The organism is Pontixanthobacter rizhaonensis, assembly GCF_012972675.1.
Taxonomy (GTDB): Bacteria; Pseudomonadota; Alphaproteobacteria; order Sphingomonadales; family Sphingomonadaceae; genus Pontixanthobacter; species Pontixanthobacter rizhaonensis.
On sequence record NZ_JABCRE010000003.1, the window covers coordinates 640486 to 655633 of the forward strand.

At 55.7% G+C, this 15148-nt stretch carries 15 protein-coding genes and 1 tRNA gene; 11 read left to right on the plus strand and 5 right to left on the minus strand.

Annotated features, from left to right (window positions below; all coding sequences use genetic code 11):
* Window positions 1-6 precede the first annotated feature (6 nt).
* From HKD42_RS10815 to HKD42_RS10830, 4 genes are all read right to left on the minus strand, one after another.
* Window positions 7-1353: a CmpA/NrtA family ABC transporter substrate-binding protein gene (locus tag HKD42_RS10815; RefSeq protein WP_246236981.1), complete on the minus strand. Its 1347-nt coding sequence runs from the start codon at window positions 1351-1353 to the stop codon at window positions 7-9.
* Window positions 1354-1634: 281 nt separating this feature from the next.
* Entirely contained in the window at window positions 1635-2843 is a 1209-nt protein-coding gene (locus HKD42_RS10820) for an ABC transporter substrate-binding protein (protein ID WP_170013236.1), read from the minus strand.
* Entirely contained in the window at window positions 2840-3421 is a 582-nt protein-coding gene (locus tag HKD42_RS10825; protein ID WP_170013238.1) for an ANTAR domain-containing response regulator, read from the minus strand. Before HKD42_RS10825 ends, HKD42_RS10820 begins: the two co-directional genes overlap by 4 nt.
* A 464-nt stretch (window positions 3422-3885) precedes the next feature.
* A tRNA-Thr gene (locus tag HKD42_RS10830) sits at window positions 3886-3960 on the minus strand.
* 105 nt (window positions 3961-4065) lie between these two features.
* Here HKD42_RS10830 and HKD42_RS10835 point away from each other — a divergent pair.
* The 10 genes from HKD42_RS10835 (at window position 4066) to HKD42_RS10880 (ending at window position 12882) form a co-directional block, all read left to right on the plus strand.
* Complete coding sequence (locus HKD42_RS10835; RefSeq protein ID WP_170013240.1) at window positions 4066-4209, plus strand: hypothetical protein; 144 nt, start codon at window positions 4066-4068, stop codon at window positions 4207-4209.
* Between the two features lie 37 nt (window positions 4210-4246).
* A complete protein-coding gene (gpmA, locus tag HKD42_RS10840) occupies window positions 4247-4936 on the plus strand; it encodes a 2,3-diphosphoglycerate-dependent phosphoglycerate mutase (RefSeq protein WP_170013242.1) in 690 nt (229 codons plus the stop codon).
* Window positions 4933-5424, plus strand: coding sequence for a 5-(carboxyamino)imidazole ribonucleotide mutase (gene purE / locus HKD42_RS10845; RefSeq protein ID WP_170013244.1), 492 nt, complete (start codon window positions 4933-4935; stop codon window positions 5422-5424). The genes gpmA and purE overlap by 4 nt, the downstream gene beginning before the upstream one ends.
* A 13-nt stretch (window positions 5425-5437) precedes the next feature.
* Window positions 5438-6517 (plus strand): 5-(carboxyamino)imidazole ribonucleotide synthase, encoded by a 1080-nt coding sequence (locus tag HKD42_RS10850; RefSeq protein WP_170013246.1) that lies wholly within the window; start codon window positions 5438-5440, stop codon window positions 6515-6517.
* The gene (locus HKD42_RS10855) at window positions 6514-6999 is read left to right on the plus strand and encodes a dihydrofolate reductase (protein WP_170013248.1); all 486 of its coding nucleotides are present in this window, start codon (window positions 6514-6516) and stop codon (window positions 6997-6999) included. Before HKD42_RS10850 ends, HKD42_RS10855 begins: the two co-directional genes overlap by 4 nt.
* Window positions 6996-7922 (plus strand): bifunctional riboflavin kinase/FAD synthetase, encoded by a 927-nt coding sequence (locus HKD42_RS10860; protein WP_170013250.1) that lies wholly within the window; start codon window positions 6996-6998, stop codon window positions 7920-7922. The genes HKD42_RS10855 and HKD42_RS10860 overlap by 4 nt, the downstream gene beginning before the upstream one ends.
* Window positions 7919-8968, plus strand: a complete 1050-nt coding sequence (locus tag HKD42_RS10865; protein ID WP_170013252.1) for a glycerophosphodiester phosphodiesterase family protein — start codon at window positions 7919-7921, stop codon at window positions 8966-8968. Before HKD42_RS10860 ends, HKD42_RS10865 begins: the two co-directional genes overlap by 4 nt.
* Before the next feature lie 76 nt (window positions 8969-9044).
* Window positions 9045-11945, plus strand: a complete 2901-nt coding sequence (ileS, locus tag HKD42_RS10870) for an isoleucine--tRNA ligase (protein ID WP_170013255.1) — start codon at window positions 9045-9047, stop codon at window positions 11943-11945.
* On the plus strand, window positions 11942-12454 hold the full coding sequence (lspA, locus tag HKD42_RS10875) for a signal peptidase II (protein WP_170013257.1): 513 nt from the start codon (window positions 11942-11944) through the stop codon (window positions 12452-12454). The genes ileS and lspA overlap by 4 nt, the downstream gene beginning before the upstream one ends.
* A 17-nt stretch (window positions 12455-12471) precedes the next feature.
* Window positions 12472-12882, plus strand: a complete 411-nt coding sequence (locus HKD42_RS10880; RefSeq protein WP_170013259.1) for a DUF3035 domain-containing protein — start codon at window positions 12472-12474, stop codon at window positions 12880-12882.
* Window positions 12883-12931: 49 nt separating this feature from the next.
* Here the strand turns inward: HKD42_RS10880 and HKD42_RS10885 are convergent, their stop codons facing one another.
* The gene (locus HKD42_RS10885; RefSeq protein ID WP_170013261.1) at window positions 12932-14227 is read right to left on the minus strand and encodes a CNNM domain-containing protein; all 1296 of its coding nucleotides are present in this window, start codon (window positions 14225-14227) and stop codon (window positions 12932-12934) included.
* 183 nt (window positions 14228-14410) lie between these two features.
* Here HKD42_RS10885 and HKD42_RS10890 point away from each other — a divergent pair, with 183 nt between their 5' ends.
* Window positions 14411-15100 (plus strand): YiaD family glycine zipper/OmpA-like lipoprotein, encoded by a 690-nt coding sequence (locus HKD42_RS10890; protein ID WP_170013263.1) that lies wholly within the window; start codon window positions 14411-14413, stop codon window positions 15098-15100.
* Window positions 15101-15148 lie beyond the last annotated feature (48 nt).

Below are 15148 nucleotides of genomic sequence, written 5' to 3' on the forward strand. Positions count from 1 at the left end.
CGTTGCTTACTTGACGCCGGCGGCAGTCACGGTTTGGCCTTTTTGAAGCCCAATTTTGAACTTCGCGAGGTAAGCATTTGGTTGCGAGCCATCGAAGATAATCCCATCGATGAAGCCGCTTTGCTCCCCCTTGAAGCCATCCGTTTCAGGAATGTCTGATGCAGCGATCACGCCTTCTTCGGCCAGCGAATTGGCGGCAGCCAAATAAAGGTCCGGACGATAGATGGACTTGGCCTGTTGGACATACCATTCGTCCGTCTGGTCTTCCGCAATTTGGCCCCAACGGCGCATTTGCGTGAGGTACCAGATAGCGTCCGAATAGAACGGGTAACCGGCATATTTATCGAAGAAGATGTTGAAACCCGGGGCATCGCGTGTGTCGCCCGGTTCAAAGGTGAACTTGCCTGTCATTGAAGCGGCAATCACTTCGGCATCGGCGCCAACGTAATTTGGTCGAGCCAAGATTTCTACAGCTTCTGGTCGGTTCTTCCCGCCATCTTCATCGAGCCACTTCTGCGCTTTAATGATTGCCCGCAAAACAGCAGCGGTTGTGGCAGGGTTCTTCTCAGCAAAGTCTTCGCGCAGGCCGAACACTTTCTCCGGGTTGTCATTCCAAATCTGATGATCGGTAATAACCGGAACACCGATCTTTTTGAATACGGCCGCCTGATTCCAAGGTTCGCCGACGCAATACCCTTCGATCGTACCTGCTTCCAGTGTCGCCGGCATTTGCGGAGGAGGCGTGACAGAAAGCTGGACGTCAGCATCCACCAACCCGCCAACATCCCCAGGCGTATAGAAGCCGGGATTTAAACCACCAGCGGCAAGCCAATAACGCAGTTCATAATTGTGTGTGCTGACCGGGAATACCATGCCCATTTTAAACGGCTTGCCTTGCTCTTCGAAGCTGGCGACTACTGGCTTAAGCGCCGATGCCGAGATCGGGTGCTTGGGCTTGCCGTTTTCCTGCGGCAGATCATCTTTGATCATCTCCCAGACTTTGTTTGAAACAGTGATCGCATTTCCATTCAAGTCGAGGCTTAGCGGCGCGATCAAGTCAGCTTTTGTACCGTAGCCTATGGTCGCCGCGATTGGCTGACCTGCAAGCATATGCGCGCCGTCTAATTGTCCGCCGATCACGCCATCCAACAAGACCTTCCAGTTCGCTTGGGGCTCCAACGTCACATTGAGGCCTTCTTCCGCGAAAAAGCCTTTTTCCTTTGCGATGGCGAGTGGTGCCATGTCGGTCAGCTTGATGAATCCCAACGTCAGATTGGCCTTTTCGACTGCGCCATCAAGGTTCGCAGGTGCGACAACATCTTCATTGCTAGATCCGCAAGATGCCAAAATCATACTTGCAGCGACCGCTGCTATTACACCTCGGCGATTGAAAGAGATACTCTTGAACATGCTTATCTGACCCATCGTCTGTTTGATGCGCACACAAAAAAGCCGCCTCGAATGGTTTCCCTGAAGAAGACCAGTTCGGGCGGCATCGTTGCCACGCAATGTTGAAATCTATCAAACGTACGGTTCTCTGTCCGCCTTTGGACAACGCTCGATTGATGCGGTGTAGCTAACCGATTCGGGTGCGCCGCGTAAAGCGTTTTTTGCACTGCAGCATACGATTTCTGTTAATTATCGTGCTGAACGTACGTTTCCAACTCATCTGGATCAAAAGCGCGCCCATCAAAAAATACGTTATTTTTTAATGTAATAGAACCTTCTTCGGCTCCGACACCTAGCGGTGCTTGAACGCTACCCTCCACCTTAGCATTCGCAGCGGGTAGATCGTCACCGGTCCCGCGTATTGCACTGCGGTATATATCTGGTCGGAAAACACGTGTGGCGGCTTCAGCCTCGGATGGGTCATATTCCATCGAGTCCCAGCGCAGCATTTGCGAATAGAGCCAGCGCGCCTGGCTGATCCATGGGAAATTCGCCGCTTCACTGTGCTGGAACATAAAATCAGAGAACACTTCTGGAGGTTGTCCTTGAGATAGAACAAGCCGATCCGACAGTGCCCGCTGTATCGGTTTTGGATCACCGTCAAGGTAATCAGCCCTGGCCAAGATATGGGCATTCTCTTCCCAATTGGCCGGGTCGATAAAGTGCGCGCCCGCTTTGCGCATTGCGCGGATAAGGGCTTCTACCGCACCCTGTTTCTCAACCATCACCGGCTCGCGCAGAGCCAGCACCTTCTCCACGCCGCGCCGCCATATCTGTGATGTAGTCAGAACGATATCACCCAACCCGCGATCAACCGCGTAACTATTATAGGGTTCTCCAACGCAAACACCGTCAAGCGCACCATTGCCTAGCGCATCGACTACAAAAGGCGGAGCAACGGTGACAATCTCTACGTCTTGGTCGGGCTTAATGCCGCAAGCCGCAAGCCAATAGCGCAATATGTAGTTGTGGCTGGAATAGCGATGTACGACACCAAACCGAAGTTTACGCCCGCTCTTCGCTGCGAGAACAGCCTCTTTGCGTAACCTCTCTCCAACTGCAGCCGGAGCACCCATTTGTCCGCGCGTACCGACAGTGGCAGAGAGTTCGGGCCGCAGTGTGATGGCATTGCCATTCAGCCCCAGAAGGAACGGGACACTAATTGGCTGGGCAGGCCTGCCACGACCAAGCGTTGTTGCTATCGCCAACGGTGCGACCAAATGCGCCGCGTCGCTGTGCCCGTAAAGTAGGCGGTCCAATACCGTTGCCCAAGACGCATCGCGAATGAACGACACATCGACGCCTTCTTCCTCCGCAAAGCCATGTTCTTTCGCCAAGATCGGCAAGCAAGCGTCGACCAGGGGCAGGAAACCAATTGTCAGTTGCTCGGTCACGATTGGTCTCCCATTAGTTCATGCGCCGTCACCACGGCCTCGGCAATTGTTGCGATACGTTTGCTCGATTCCATCGCTTTACGGCGCAGTTCGGCGTAAGCTTCAGGCTCCGAAATTCCTCGGCTATCCATGAGGATTCGCTTTGCCTTGTCGATTGATTCACGCGCGGCAAGCTTACCCTTGGCCTCACTCAGCTCTGTCTGGAGGCGCGCAAATGCATTAAACCGTTTCACGGCAAGGTCGAGTAATGGTTTGATCCGATGGGCCGCTAGACCATCCACCACATACGCAGACACCCCGGCATCAATCGAAGAGGTAATCGCCTCATCATCAGATTCATCGACAAACATCGCAATGGGTCGATCCAAGACCCGGCTGACGGCAAAGTACTCCTCCAACACATCGCGCGACGGGTTACCAAGATCCATCAGAACGATGTCGGGTTCGATTTTAGCTATCTGAGCAAGCAGTCCATCGCGTTGCGCGATTACAAACGTCTCATAATCGTCAAATTCAGACAGCCCATCCTCGATAATCGAGGCGCGCACTGCGCTTTCGTCGACGATTGCGATTCTCATGTAAACGATATTGCAGTGCACAAAAGTTCACGCAAGTGCATTTGGAAGCATCGCTGTTTGGGTCACTTTCGGTACCACCTGCGCCACCTACCCTAGAGGGCCTTCCCGCTGCGAAGGCGGCGTCCACAACACCGGCTACCTCGACGTCGCACACTATAGCCAAGAGCAATCCGATATTTTGGATCGAAACAGCAAACTGACGCTTCTTTGATATGCCGCTTAGGTCCACCGTAAGTTTTGCCCTTCCAGCAGGCAAAGCCACTCCTCCAAGCTCAAGGACCTTCCACAGAGAGCCTATGATTTCCATACTGGAAGTAGTGGTGCACTTAGAGGACTCGAACCTCTGACCCCATCATTACGAACGATAGCCTCCCTGCTTAAAGCACCACCCACTCGATACCCACACAGGCAGCAAGCTTTATGCACTGCCCGCAGGGAGCCGTTCTAACACTAAGCGGAAGTGATGGTGCTGCTAGGGAGAATTGAACTCCCGACCTCGTCATTACCAATGACGCGCTCTACCACTGAGCTACAGCAGCGTACCGTTTCAAGGGGCGCGCTATTGTCGCGCTGTCGGATAAAGTCAAGCAGCGACATGCCCTAGCCCTTGAGGAAAGACGTCTTTAGCGGCAATAGCTTTCCCAATGGCTACCGATTCCCCAAAAAAGACGCGTGAAGAGCGCTTAGCAGAGAAACTGCGCGAAAATTTACGCCGCAGGAAGGCGCAAGCACGGCAAATTGACAGCTCAGACACAGAAAGCCTTTCCAAGCCGGTCGATCAGAGCTAACGCCAATTGCTCCCAAAAACGCTTCGGAGCGCATCTCTTGCCTACACTTATTCTTGTTCGCCACGGTCAAAGCCAGTGGAATCTCGAAAACCGGTTCACCGGCTGGTGGGATGTTGATCTGACAGAGAAGGGCGTAGCGGAAGCAAAAGCAGCTGGCGCGCTGATGGCCGAAAAAGGCATTTTGCCGACCGCCGCGTTTACATCATTTCAGACACGCGCAATCAAAACGCTCAATCTTGCATTGGAAGAAGCGGGCAGATTATGGCTTCCGGTCACCAAAGACTGGCGGCTCAACGAACGTCATTACGGCGGATTGACCGGACTCAACAAGCAAGAGACGCGCGACAAACATGGCGACGACCAAGTCCATATTTGGCGCCGCAGCTTCGATGTGCCGCCACCAGAGATGGAAAGTGGTAGCGAGTATGATCTGACCAAGGACCCCCGCTATGCCGGGATCGACATTCCTAACACCGAAAGCCTTAAGCTGACTATTGAACGCGTTCTGCCGTATTGGGAAAGCGATGTTCTGCCCGTATTGGCGAGCGGCGAAACCGTGATCATTTCTGCCCACGGCAACTCTTTGCGTGCCTTGGTAAAGCACCTTTCGGGTATTTCCGATGATGATATCACCGGTTTGGAAATCCCAACCGGCCAGCCAATCATATATGAATTTGATGACGCGATGCAGCCGGGTGAGCGGTTTTATCTGAAGGACATGAAATGACGGCTGCAGCGCCAAAAGTTGCGATTGTGATGGGCAGCCAGTCCGACTGGCCAACCATGCAATGCGCCGCCAAAGTGCTGGAAGAGCTGGAGGTGGCCAGCGACGTACGGATTGTCTCCGCCCACCGCACGCCGGACCGAATGGCGGATTTCGCCAAGGGCGCAGCCGATCAAGGACTATCGGTTATTATCGCCGGTGCGGGCGGTGCGGCCCACTTGCCCGGTATGATCGCCGCGATGACGCATTTGCCTGTTCTGGGCGTCCCGATCCAGTCCAAGGCACTGTCGGGTATGGATAGCTTGCTGTCGATCGTGCAAATGCCAGCGGGTGTGCCCACTGGTACCTTGGCGATTGGCGAAGCAGGGGCCACCAATGCCGGCCTGTTGGCGGCATCAATCTTGGCCACCAGCGACCCAGCACTGACAGCGCGCCTGAAGGCTTGGCGCGCGGCGCGCAGTGATGCAGTTACGGAGCGTCCAGTAGAATAATGGTGGCCATCTGATGCTGAAACCGGGGGGAACAATCGGAATTTTGGGCGGCGGCCAGCTTGGCCGGATGATGGCCATGTCTGCCGCGCAGCTCGGCTTTCACACTATCATCTACGCACCGGAAAAAGACAGCGTGGCTGCCGAGGTGAGCCGCGATTTTTTTTGTAACAAATGGGATGACACTGCGGCGCTGACCGCTTTCATCCAGCAATGCGACGCAGTAACGTGGGAATTTGAGAATGTCCCCGTGGCACCGCTGGCACCCATTGCAGACCGCATAACGCCGCACCCCCGCGCACTTGAAACGGCGCAGGACCGCTTGGCGGAAAAAAGGTTTGTCGAGGAATTGGGCGGTACGCCTGCGGCCTATGCCACTGTCGACACGCATGAAGAATTGATGCGCGCAGTTGAACGGATTGGCACGCCCGGCATACTCAAGACGCGGCGCGATGGCTATGATGGCAAAGGCCAATGGCGGATCGGGTCAGTCCGCGATGCGGAGGGTTTGCGAGTGCCTGATATGCCCGCAATCTACGAGGGTTTCGTCGATTTTTCTGCAGAGTTCTCCGTCATTCTGGTGCGTTCTAAGGACGGCGAGATACGCTATTGGGATAGCGCCGAAAATGTTCACGAAAATGGCATTTTGGCGCATTCGACCATTCCGGCTGGCGCCGCTATTGCCGGCCAATTGAAACCGGCGCGCGCACTCGCCGCCGCCATTGCACAGCGGCTGGATTATGTTGGTGTGCTCACTTGTGAGTTCTTTGCCACAGCGGCCGGTCCTGTGTTCAATGAAATGGCCCCGCGGGTTCACAATTCCGGCCATTGGACAATCGAAGGCGCCGCCACGAGCCAATTTGAAAACCACATTCGGGCAGTCGCGGGCCTGCCCCTAGGTGATACCAGTACAATCGCTCCGCATATTGTGATGGATAACATCATCGGCAAAGCCGCCAATACTGCGCTCGAAATGCTGAGCGAGCCGGACACACATTTACACCTATACGGCAAGAAACAAGCGCGCGATGGCCGCAAGATGGGCCATGTGACACGCATCACGCGCGATGCAGAGGGTTCAGGCAGCACCCAATGAGCCAGACCATCACGCTTATATATGCCCGCGCCGCCAATGGCGTGATTGGCAAGGATGGCGATTTACCGTGGCGACTGCCCGCTGACCTGAAGCGCTTCAAAGCCCTCACCATCGGCAAACCGATGATTATGGGCCGCAAGACCTTTGAAAGTCTGCCCGGCCTTCTGCCCGGCCGCCGTCATATCGTGCTGACACGGCATGATAATTTCGAGGCGGAAGGGGCCGAAATTGCGCATTCGGTTAAAGAAGCGCTGGCGATGGCAGGCGATGGCGACGTAAGTGTTATTGGCGGCGCTGCGATCTACGATGTGTTTTTACCCTTGGCTGACCGCATCGAACTCACCCAAATCCACTCCGATTATGAGGGCGATACTTTTATGCCCGAACTCAGCAATGCTTGGGTGGTCACTGAACGGCACGATCACCCGGCAGACGGTGACGGCCCAGCCTATTCCTTCCTGTCTTTGGAGCCTGCCACATGAGATGGCTCGATCACCGTGAACCAGTGCCCGACAGCTTGCGCGGCGCGATTGTTGCGCTGGGTAATTTTGACGGGTTTCATAAGGGACATCAGGCCGTTGCAGGCGAAGCCATTCGCTGGGCCCGGGAAGAGGGGCGCCCCGCGATTGTGGCAACGTTCGACCCGCACCCGGTGCGGTTTTTCAAGCCCGATATAGAGCCGTTCCGCCTTACCACCCTGGAACAGCGGCAAGAGCTATATCTGGAAGCTGGCGCAACAGCGATGCTCGTCTTCCATTTCGATGCAGAACTCGCCGCGACTTCGGCAGAGGATTATATTGGCGAGGTGCTGGCCAAACGGCTTGGCGTTGCGGGCGTGGTTACCGGTGAAGATTTCACTTTCGGCAAAGCGCGTGGCGGCAATGTGCAAGTGCTCGCCGATGCCGGATCAGAATATGGCATCCGGGCGCGCACTATCGGGCCGGTTGGTGATGCGGATAAAGTCATTTCCTCCAGCCGTATCCGCGACGCTTTACGAGAAGGGGATCCGCAAGAAGCCGCGCGACTACTGTCCCGCCCTTTCGCCATTCGTGGGATCGTACAGCATGGCGACAAGCGCGGGCGTGAAATCGGTTACCCGACAGCCAATCTCTCGGTGGAAAGCTACTTGCGGCCCAAATTCGGTATTTATGCCGTCACCGGTAAAATTCTGGCGACTGGCGAAGAGCTAAAGGGTGCCGCAAATATTGGAATTCGCCCACAATTCACACCCGCCAAAGAGCTGCTGGAACCGTATTTCTTCGATTTTTCCGGCGACCTTTACGGGCAAGAAATCGAGGTGGCATTCCATCACTTCCTGCGCGGCGAAGCCAAGTTCGATTCGCTCGACGGCCTGATGGAACAAATGGAAAAAGACTGCGACGAAGCGCGGCGGCTGCTCGGATGATATGGGCCAAGCGCATCGGTACGGTGCTGGCGCTGGGCTTTGTTATGCTGACGGTCATCAATGCCAGTTGGCTCGCCCCCAATCCCAAAGGTAACGTCAAATTGATCGCCCATCGCGGGGTGTATCAAGCGTATGACCAAACCGATCTGGGCCGCGATGATTGCACGGCCACCCGGATCGAACAGCCGGTGCATGGCTTCCTGGAGAACACCGCAGATTCGATCATTGCTGCGCGCGAATTGGGCGCTCAGATGATCGAAGTTGATATCGCGCCGACCAAAGATGGCCAGATCGCTTTATTCCATGATTGGACCGTCGATTGCCGCACCGAGGCGTCGGGCGACACGCGTGATTTCACGATGGCAGAACTCAAAGCTCTCGATATCGGCTATGGCTACACAGCGGATGGGGGCAAGACGTTCCCGTTTCGGGGCCAGCATATCGGGGGCATAGCAACTCTAGAAGAGGGGCTGAAAGCCGCCTTCCGCACACGGCTGGCGTTCAATTTCAAAAGCAAAAACCCGGATGAGGCCGACCTGCTTGTGGCAGCCCTGAAAGCGGCTGATCACAATATCGCAAATGGCCGTGATATTTTCTACGGTCACCAAGATGTAATCGCCCGGCTCAAAGAACTTGCGCCGGATGCATGGGCTTTCAGCACGCAAGGTGCCAAGCAATGCACCACGGATTATACAGTGATGGGCTGGTTCGGAATTATGCCGGACAGCTGCAAAGGCGGCACCATTTTCATCGCGCTCGATCTGCAATGGACCTTGCCCGGCTGGCCCAACCGGATGATCGCGCGGATGGAGGAGCATGATGTGCAGATGATCATGCTGGGCCCACAATTGCCTGATAATTATCCGCGCGGGGTCGATATACCTGAACAATTGGGCGACATTCCGCGCAGCTTTAACGGGTGGTTGTGGGTCGATGATATCTACACCATCGGCCCGTCATTGCGCCCAGCCTTCAACAGCCGAACCGAGGAACAGAGCGACGCGCTGGACGCCGCGCTGAAGCGTCGCCGCGCCGCCCGAGAGTAAGAGCGTGATGAAGTACGCGCTATTGAAGGCAATTGCGGTTTCCATCGGGCGCAGTTTCGGATAACGGCCCTACGCTATGCCAAATGACGACAATTCCCGCGATTATCGCCCCACAGTCTTCCTGCCGAAGACTGCGTTCCCCATGAAAGCCGGCCTTCCGCAGAAGGAACCGGGTATTCAGGCCCGCTGGGAAGAGATTGGCCTGTATGAAAAACTGCGCGAGGCACGCGCTGGCCGCGAGAAATTCATCCTGCATGATGGCCCGCCCTATGCAAACGGCGATATGCATATCGGCCATGCGCTGAACCATGTGCTGAAAGACACTGTGGTGCGCACGCAAAGCCTGCTTGGCAAAGATGCGCCTTACGTGCCTGGCTGGGATTGCCACGGTCTGCCGATCGAATGGAAGATCGAAGAGCTGTATCGGAAGAAAAAGAAAAACAAGAACGACGTTCCGCCGAAAGAATTCCGCGCCGAATGCCGCGATTACGCCCAGAAATGGGTCGACGTGCAGCGCGACCAGTTGAAGCGGCTGGGCATTAATGGCCGGTGGGACAAACCCTATCTAACCATGCGCCCCGAGGCAGAAGGCGCAATTGTTGCGGAATTGCACAAATTCGCCGAAACCGGCCAGCTCTATCGCGGGGCGAAGCCAGTGATGTGGTCGCCGGTAGAAGAAACCGCCTTGGCTGATGCCGAAGTAGAATATGCGGATTTGACCGACAGCCCACAAATCGATGTGGCGTTCGAAATTGTGGAATCGCCGATTGAGGAATTGGTTGGCGCTCATGCGGTAATCTGGACGACTACTCCTTGGACGATTCCGGTGAATCAGGCTTTGGCTTATGGGCCGGATGTCGAATACTCGACGTTCGAGATCAAAACTGATGAAATTGACGATAAACCGCATCTTGAAAAGTGGCGCGGGAAACTCTTGTTCATGGCAGACAAGCTTATTCCTAGCTTCCTTCTGCGAATTGGCTGTGAATACGACAACAGCAGTGTAAAACATTACACGGTCTGCGGCGGTGACCAGCTCGCAGGAACCATCGTTCGCCACCCGATGCACCATCTCGGCGGGTTCTATGCCAAACCGCGCCCCATGCTCGCAGGCGATTTTGTCACCACCGATAGCGGTACCGGCATCGTCCATATGTCGCCCGATCACGGCGAGGATGATTTCGATCTATGCAAGGCCAACGGGATTGATCCGGTTTTCGCCGTTATGGGCGATGGCCGTTACCGCGATGACTGGCTGTGGTTGGGTGCAGATGACAAAGACGCCGACGGCAAAGAACGCCGCCGCAGCGTGATCAACAAACCGTTCAACTCGCCCGAAGGCCCGATTTGTTCGGACTTGCGGGAGGCGGGCGCGCTTCTTTCGGCCAGCGCCGATTATGCGCATAGCTACCCGCATTCATGGCGTTCCAAGGCCAAAGTCGTTTACCGCTGCACCCCGCAATGGTTCATCGCGATTGACGAGCGGCTGGAGCATATTGACGGTGCGCCCACCTTGCGCGCGCGCGCCATGGAAGAAATTGAAGCAACCCGCTTTATCCCTGAAAAGGGGCGTAACCGTTTGCGTTCTATGGTCGAAGGCCGGCCTGACTGGCTGATCAGCCGCCAGCGCGCATGGGGCGTGCCGATTGCGCTGTTTGTTCACCGCGAATCTGGCGAATTGCTGGTGGATCCGGAAGTGAACGCGCGCATTCAGGCTGCGATTACCGCAGACACGGTCGATGCATGGGACAAAAGCCGCGCCGCTGAATTCCTTGGCGCCGATCGTAACCCCGATGACTATGAAATGGTCAGTGACATTCTGGACGTGTGGTTTGACAGCGGTTCTACCCATGCCTTCGTTCTGGAAACAGACGAATGGCCCGAACTGCAATCCCCCGCAGACCTCTATCTGGAAGGCAGCGACCAGCATCGCGGCTGGTTCCAATCAAGCCTGCTGGAAAGCTGCGGTACGCGCGGCCGCGCACCGTATAAGGACGTACTGACACACGGCTTTACTATGGATTCCAAGGGCATGAAAATGTCCAAGAGCCTGGGTAACACCGTCAATCCGTTGAAAGTGATGGAGCAATATGGTGCGGATATTATCCGCCTATGGGCGCTCAGTGTCGATTTTACCGAAGACCACCGGATCGGTGATGAAATCCTGAAAGGGGTTGGCGACACCTACCGCAAATTGCGCAACACTTTCCGCTATTTGCTTGGCGCGCTCGACGGGTTTGTTGGCGATTTGGGCGATGATGCGGAAATTCCGGAACTGGAAGTCTACATCCTGTCTGAATTGGCAGAGCTTGACCGCAAATTGCGCCAAGCGGTCGATGATTATGACTTCAACACCTACACGCGGTTGCTAGTCGATTTCTGCAATGAAGATTTGTCGGCATTCTTCTTCGATATCCGCAAAGACTGCCTCTATTGCGATGATGAGAATGACCCCAAACGCCGCGCCTATCGCACCGTGCTGGATATCCTGTTCCACGCGCTGATCCGCTATACCGCACCGGTTCTGGTCTATACATCAGAAGAAGTCTGGAGAGCGCGTTACCCCGAAGACAACGAACAGCAGGGCAGCGTTCATCTGCTTGAATGGCCAAGCATCCCGCAAGTTGGTTCGGATACGGCGCGGTGGACGGCGCTGCGCGAATTGCGCGAGACTGTGATGGAAGCAATCGAACCTTTGCGGCGCGAGAAAACCATCCGTTCCGGGCTCGAAGCCGATGTTATTGTGCCGGCTGACAAAGTGCCAGCCGGTTTCACAGATGCCGATTTGGCCGAACTGTTCATCGCTGCGTCAGTCACGCGCGGCCAAGGGGATGATGTGAAAGTTACGCGGACATCCGATCACAAATGCGGCCGATGCTGGCGCTTGCTGCCCGAAGTAACGGCAGATGGCGACTTATGCGGTCGCTGCGCGGAGGTTGTTACAGCCTATGATGCAGCAGAGGAGGCAGCGGCATGAGCTTCCTGACCAAAAATCGCATCATCGGGCTGGTATTGGCGACGGTTATCTTTGTCGCGGATCAATGGATCAAGAAAGTGGTCGATGTCGATCTGGCGATGAAGCTGGGCGATCGGATTGATTTGCTGCCTTTCTTCGCGCTTCACCGGACGCATAATTACGGCGTATCAATGGGCATGTTCGAAGCGACTTCACCAGAAATGCGCTGGGCGCTGGTCGGCGTAACCGCGCTGATCGCGCTGGTTGTCTTCATCTGGATGCTCCGCGAAAAGGCGCTCGGCGATATTATCGGACTGTCGATGATCCTTGGCGGCGCGCTCGGCAATATTATTGACCGGTATGATTATGGCTATGTCCTCGATTATGCAGATTTTCACATTAACGGGTTCAGCCCGTTCCTGATTTTCAACGTTGCCGATGCGGCTATCACCATCGGTGTTGTGATCATCCTTGCCCGTTCCTTCTTCGTGCGCGATAAGGAACCCACTGACACGAATGAAGCGGCGTAAAGCTGCGGAGAGCTGATATGCGTAAAGTAAGCACACTCATCCTTCTAAGCGCGGCGAGCGCAATGCTGGCATCATGCGGCAGCGGCGGGTTTTTAACTCGTGAGCGCCCAGACGAATTCGCTGTTCAGCGGCAAGCCCCATTGGTTGTTCCGCCAGATTTTAACTTGGTCCCGCCATCACCGGGCGCACCTCGCCCATCCGAAGGCACAGCGTCCGAGCAAGCTCTGGAAGCCTTGTTCGGCGGCCCAGCGGCGCGCAGCGCGGTGGAAACCAGCGCGCTTGACCGTGCGGGTACTGCAGCGCCGGGTATCCGGTCGTCTGTTGGCGATCCTGCGACAAACACGGTCGCCAAAGGCAGTGTAACGCGTGATATTATTGCCGCCCCAGAAGGTGACGGCCAAAACAGTCAGGCGATTATTCCCGGTTGAGTATTCTGTTTGGTCGCTCGGTCGCAGGGCGTTAGAGGCCAAAAAGCCCCTAATTCGCTTTGCTGACCAGTAATTTACCGATCTTGCGGGCATCCATATCGATCACCTCGAAGCGCCAGCCTTGTTCCACAAAGCTGTCGCCCTCAAGAGGTAGCTTCTTAAGTACCGACAACACAAACCCCGCAGCGGTGGCAAATTCGCGCGTGTCATCATAGGTGAGGCCCAGCCGATCAGCCATTTCGTCTGCCGACATCCCGCCGGCGATAATTAGCAGCCCGTCCTCGCGCTCAATAAATGTCGGCGCATCGCCTTCGTCAACGTCGCTCACAAATTGGCCGACCAGCGCAGTCAGCAAATCAACCGGCGTCACGATCCCGTCCAGATGGCCATATTCATCATGCACCATTGCCATCGCAACCTCAGACTGTTGCAAGCTGCGTAGCGCATCCATGGCATCCAGTTGATCAGGCACGATTTCCGCCTTCTTCATCAGGCGTTTCAAGTTCACTTTTTTACCCGCGACCATCAACGCCAGCACTTCACGGACTTTCACCACGCCAAGGATCGTATCGGGCGATCCTTCTGCAACGGGTAGCAAGGAATGCGGGCTTTCCTCTATGGTCGCACGAATCGCTGCTTCATCCGCATCAATATGCAGCCAATCGACCTCGGTCCTCGGGGTCATCACTTCGCGAACAGGGCGTTCTGCCAAGCGAACCGCCCCCGTTAGGATTTGATGCTGATCCGCCTCGATCACGCCCGAATTGGTCGCATCGGCAAAAATCATATGCAGCTCTTCAGCCGTAACACTGGATTGGCCGCTGCGGCGAACACCCAGCAGCCGGATCAATAGGCCGGACGACGAATCGAGTAGCCACACCAGCGGGGCAGCGATTTTGGCCAGCAGCGCCATCGGGCGCGCCATGACCAGCGCAATCGGAACCGCAGCGCGCAAGGCCATTTGCTTCGGTACCAATTCGCCCACCACCAAAGTGAAATAGGTCGTCAGGGCGATGGCCAGCACAAAGCCTGTTTCCGCCGCATATTCCTCTGGCACGCCGATCGCCGCCAGCCGTTCACCCGCCGGAGTGCCGAGACTGGACCCGGAATACGCACCCGCGACGATGCTGATGAGTGTAATGCCAATCTGGACGGTCGACAGAAACTTGCCCGGGTCAGCCGCCAAAGCAATTGCTGTTTTGGCAGCGCCGCTACCTTTCTCAGCCGCCGCTTGCAGGCGCGCTGTACGCGCAGAAACAATGGCGAGTTCGGACATGGCGAACACACCGTTGAGAACGATCAAGCCGCCGATAATCAGCAGGTCAGGCCAAGGAAAAGGAGTCACTCCTATTCGCTAGCAGAAATCCGGGAGAGTGCCAGAGGGACGATTTTCACGATTCGTCGTAAATTGATGTATCTCGTCGCACTGTCGGAACCCCATCGTTCCTTGCCTGTTCATGTAACAGACGCCTAACGTGGGAAACGCCCGCTTATGGGCACCATGGCAACTCCTTAGGAGGGACAACCGATGAAGAACTCACGGATATTCGTATCAAGCCTAGCGGCAGTATCTCTAATGACAGTATCTGGCTGCGTCACCGATCCGAACACCGGACAACAGAAAGTATCCCGCACGGCCATTGGCGGTGTTGGCGGCGCCGTGCTGGGCGGACTGCTGGGCGGTGTTATTGGCGGCAAAACCGGGCGCATCATTGGCGCCGGCGTCGGCGGTGTGGCTGGCGGTGTTGTTGGCTACAACATGGACCAGCAGATCAAAGAACTGAAAGAGCAGACTGCCGGTTCAGGTGTTGATGTAACTGAGGTTGATGGCGGCAATGCAGTTCTCGTGAACTTGCCCGATGGCGTCACCTTCGACGTTGGCAGCTACACTATCAAACCATCTTTCCGCAGCACTCTGGACACTGTGGCCGGTAGCTTGCGCCAATATCCCGACAGTCTGATAGACGTTTACGGCCACACTGATTCGACTGGTTCGGACGCATTCAACCAACGTTTGTCTGAGCAGCGCGCACAAGCGGTCTCGAACTATATGACGTCGCGCGGTGTCAATTCAGCACGCATTCGCTGGCAGGGCTTTGGTGAGACTGCACCGATTGCAGACAACGCCACTGCTGAAGGCCGTGCGATGAATCGCCGGGTCGAGATTAAGATCATTCCGATTACACAAGCGGATGTAGATGCTGCCCAAGGTGGTTAGTCACTAAATTGAATATGCCACTCGCTGAGGGGCATCGAGAAGGGGCTG

What these genes read in the sequence shown, in the direction of transcription:
- HKD42_RS10815 (WP_246236981.1), bottom strand. Translation starts at nt 1,353, where the DNA reads ATGATTTTGGCATCTTGCGGATCTAGCAATGAAGATGTTGTCGCACCT.
- HKD42_RS10825 (WP_170013238.1), bottom strand. Translation starts at nt 3,421, where the DNA reads ATGAGAATCGCAATCGTCGACGAAAGCGCAGTGCGCGCCTCGATTATC.
- HKD42_RS10835 (WP_170013240.1), top strand. Translation starts at nt 4,066, where the DNA reads ATGGCTACCGATTCCCCAAAAAAGACGCGTGAAGAGCGCTTAGCAGAG.
- purE (WP_170013244.1), top strand. Translation starts at nt 4,933, where the DNA reads ATGACGGCTGCAGCGCCAAAAGTTGCGATTGTGATGGGCAGCCAGTCC.
- HKD42_RS10850 (WP_170013246.1), top strand. Translation starts at nt 5,438, where the DNA reads ATGCTGAAACCGGGGGGAACAATCGGAATTTTGGGCGGCGGCCAGCTT.
- HKD42_RS10855 (WP_170013248.1), top strand. Translation starts at nt 6,514, where the DNA reads ATGAGCCAGACCATCACGCTTATATATGCCCGCGCCGCCAATGGCGTG.
- HKD42_RS10860 (WP_170013250.1), top strand. Translation starts at nt 6,996, where the DNA reads ATGAGATGGCTCGATCACCGTGAACCAGTGCCCGACAGCTTGCGCGGC.
- HKD42_RS10865 (WP_170013252.1), top strand. Translation starts at nt 7,919, where the DNA reads ATGATATGGGCCAAGCGCATCGGTACGGTGCTGGCGCTGGGCTTTGTT.
- ileS (WP_170013255.1), top strand. Translation starts at nt 9,045, where the DNA reads ATGCCAAATGACGACAATTCCCGCGATTATCGCCCCACAGTCTTCCTG.
- lspA (WP_170013257.1), top strand. Translation starts at nt 11,942, where the DNA reads ATGAGCTTCCTGACCAAAAATCGCATCATCGGGCTGGTATTGGCGACG.
- HKD42_RS10880 (WP_170013259.1), top strand. Translation starts at nt 12,472, where the DNA reads ATGCGTAAAGTAAGCACACTCATCCTTCTAAGCGCGGCGAGCGCAATG.
- HKD42_RS10890 (WP_170013263.1), top strand. Translation starts at nt 14,411, where the DNA reads ATGAAGAACTCACGGATATTCGTATCAAGCCTAGCGGCAGTATCTCTA.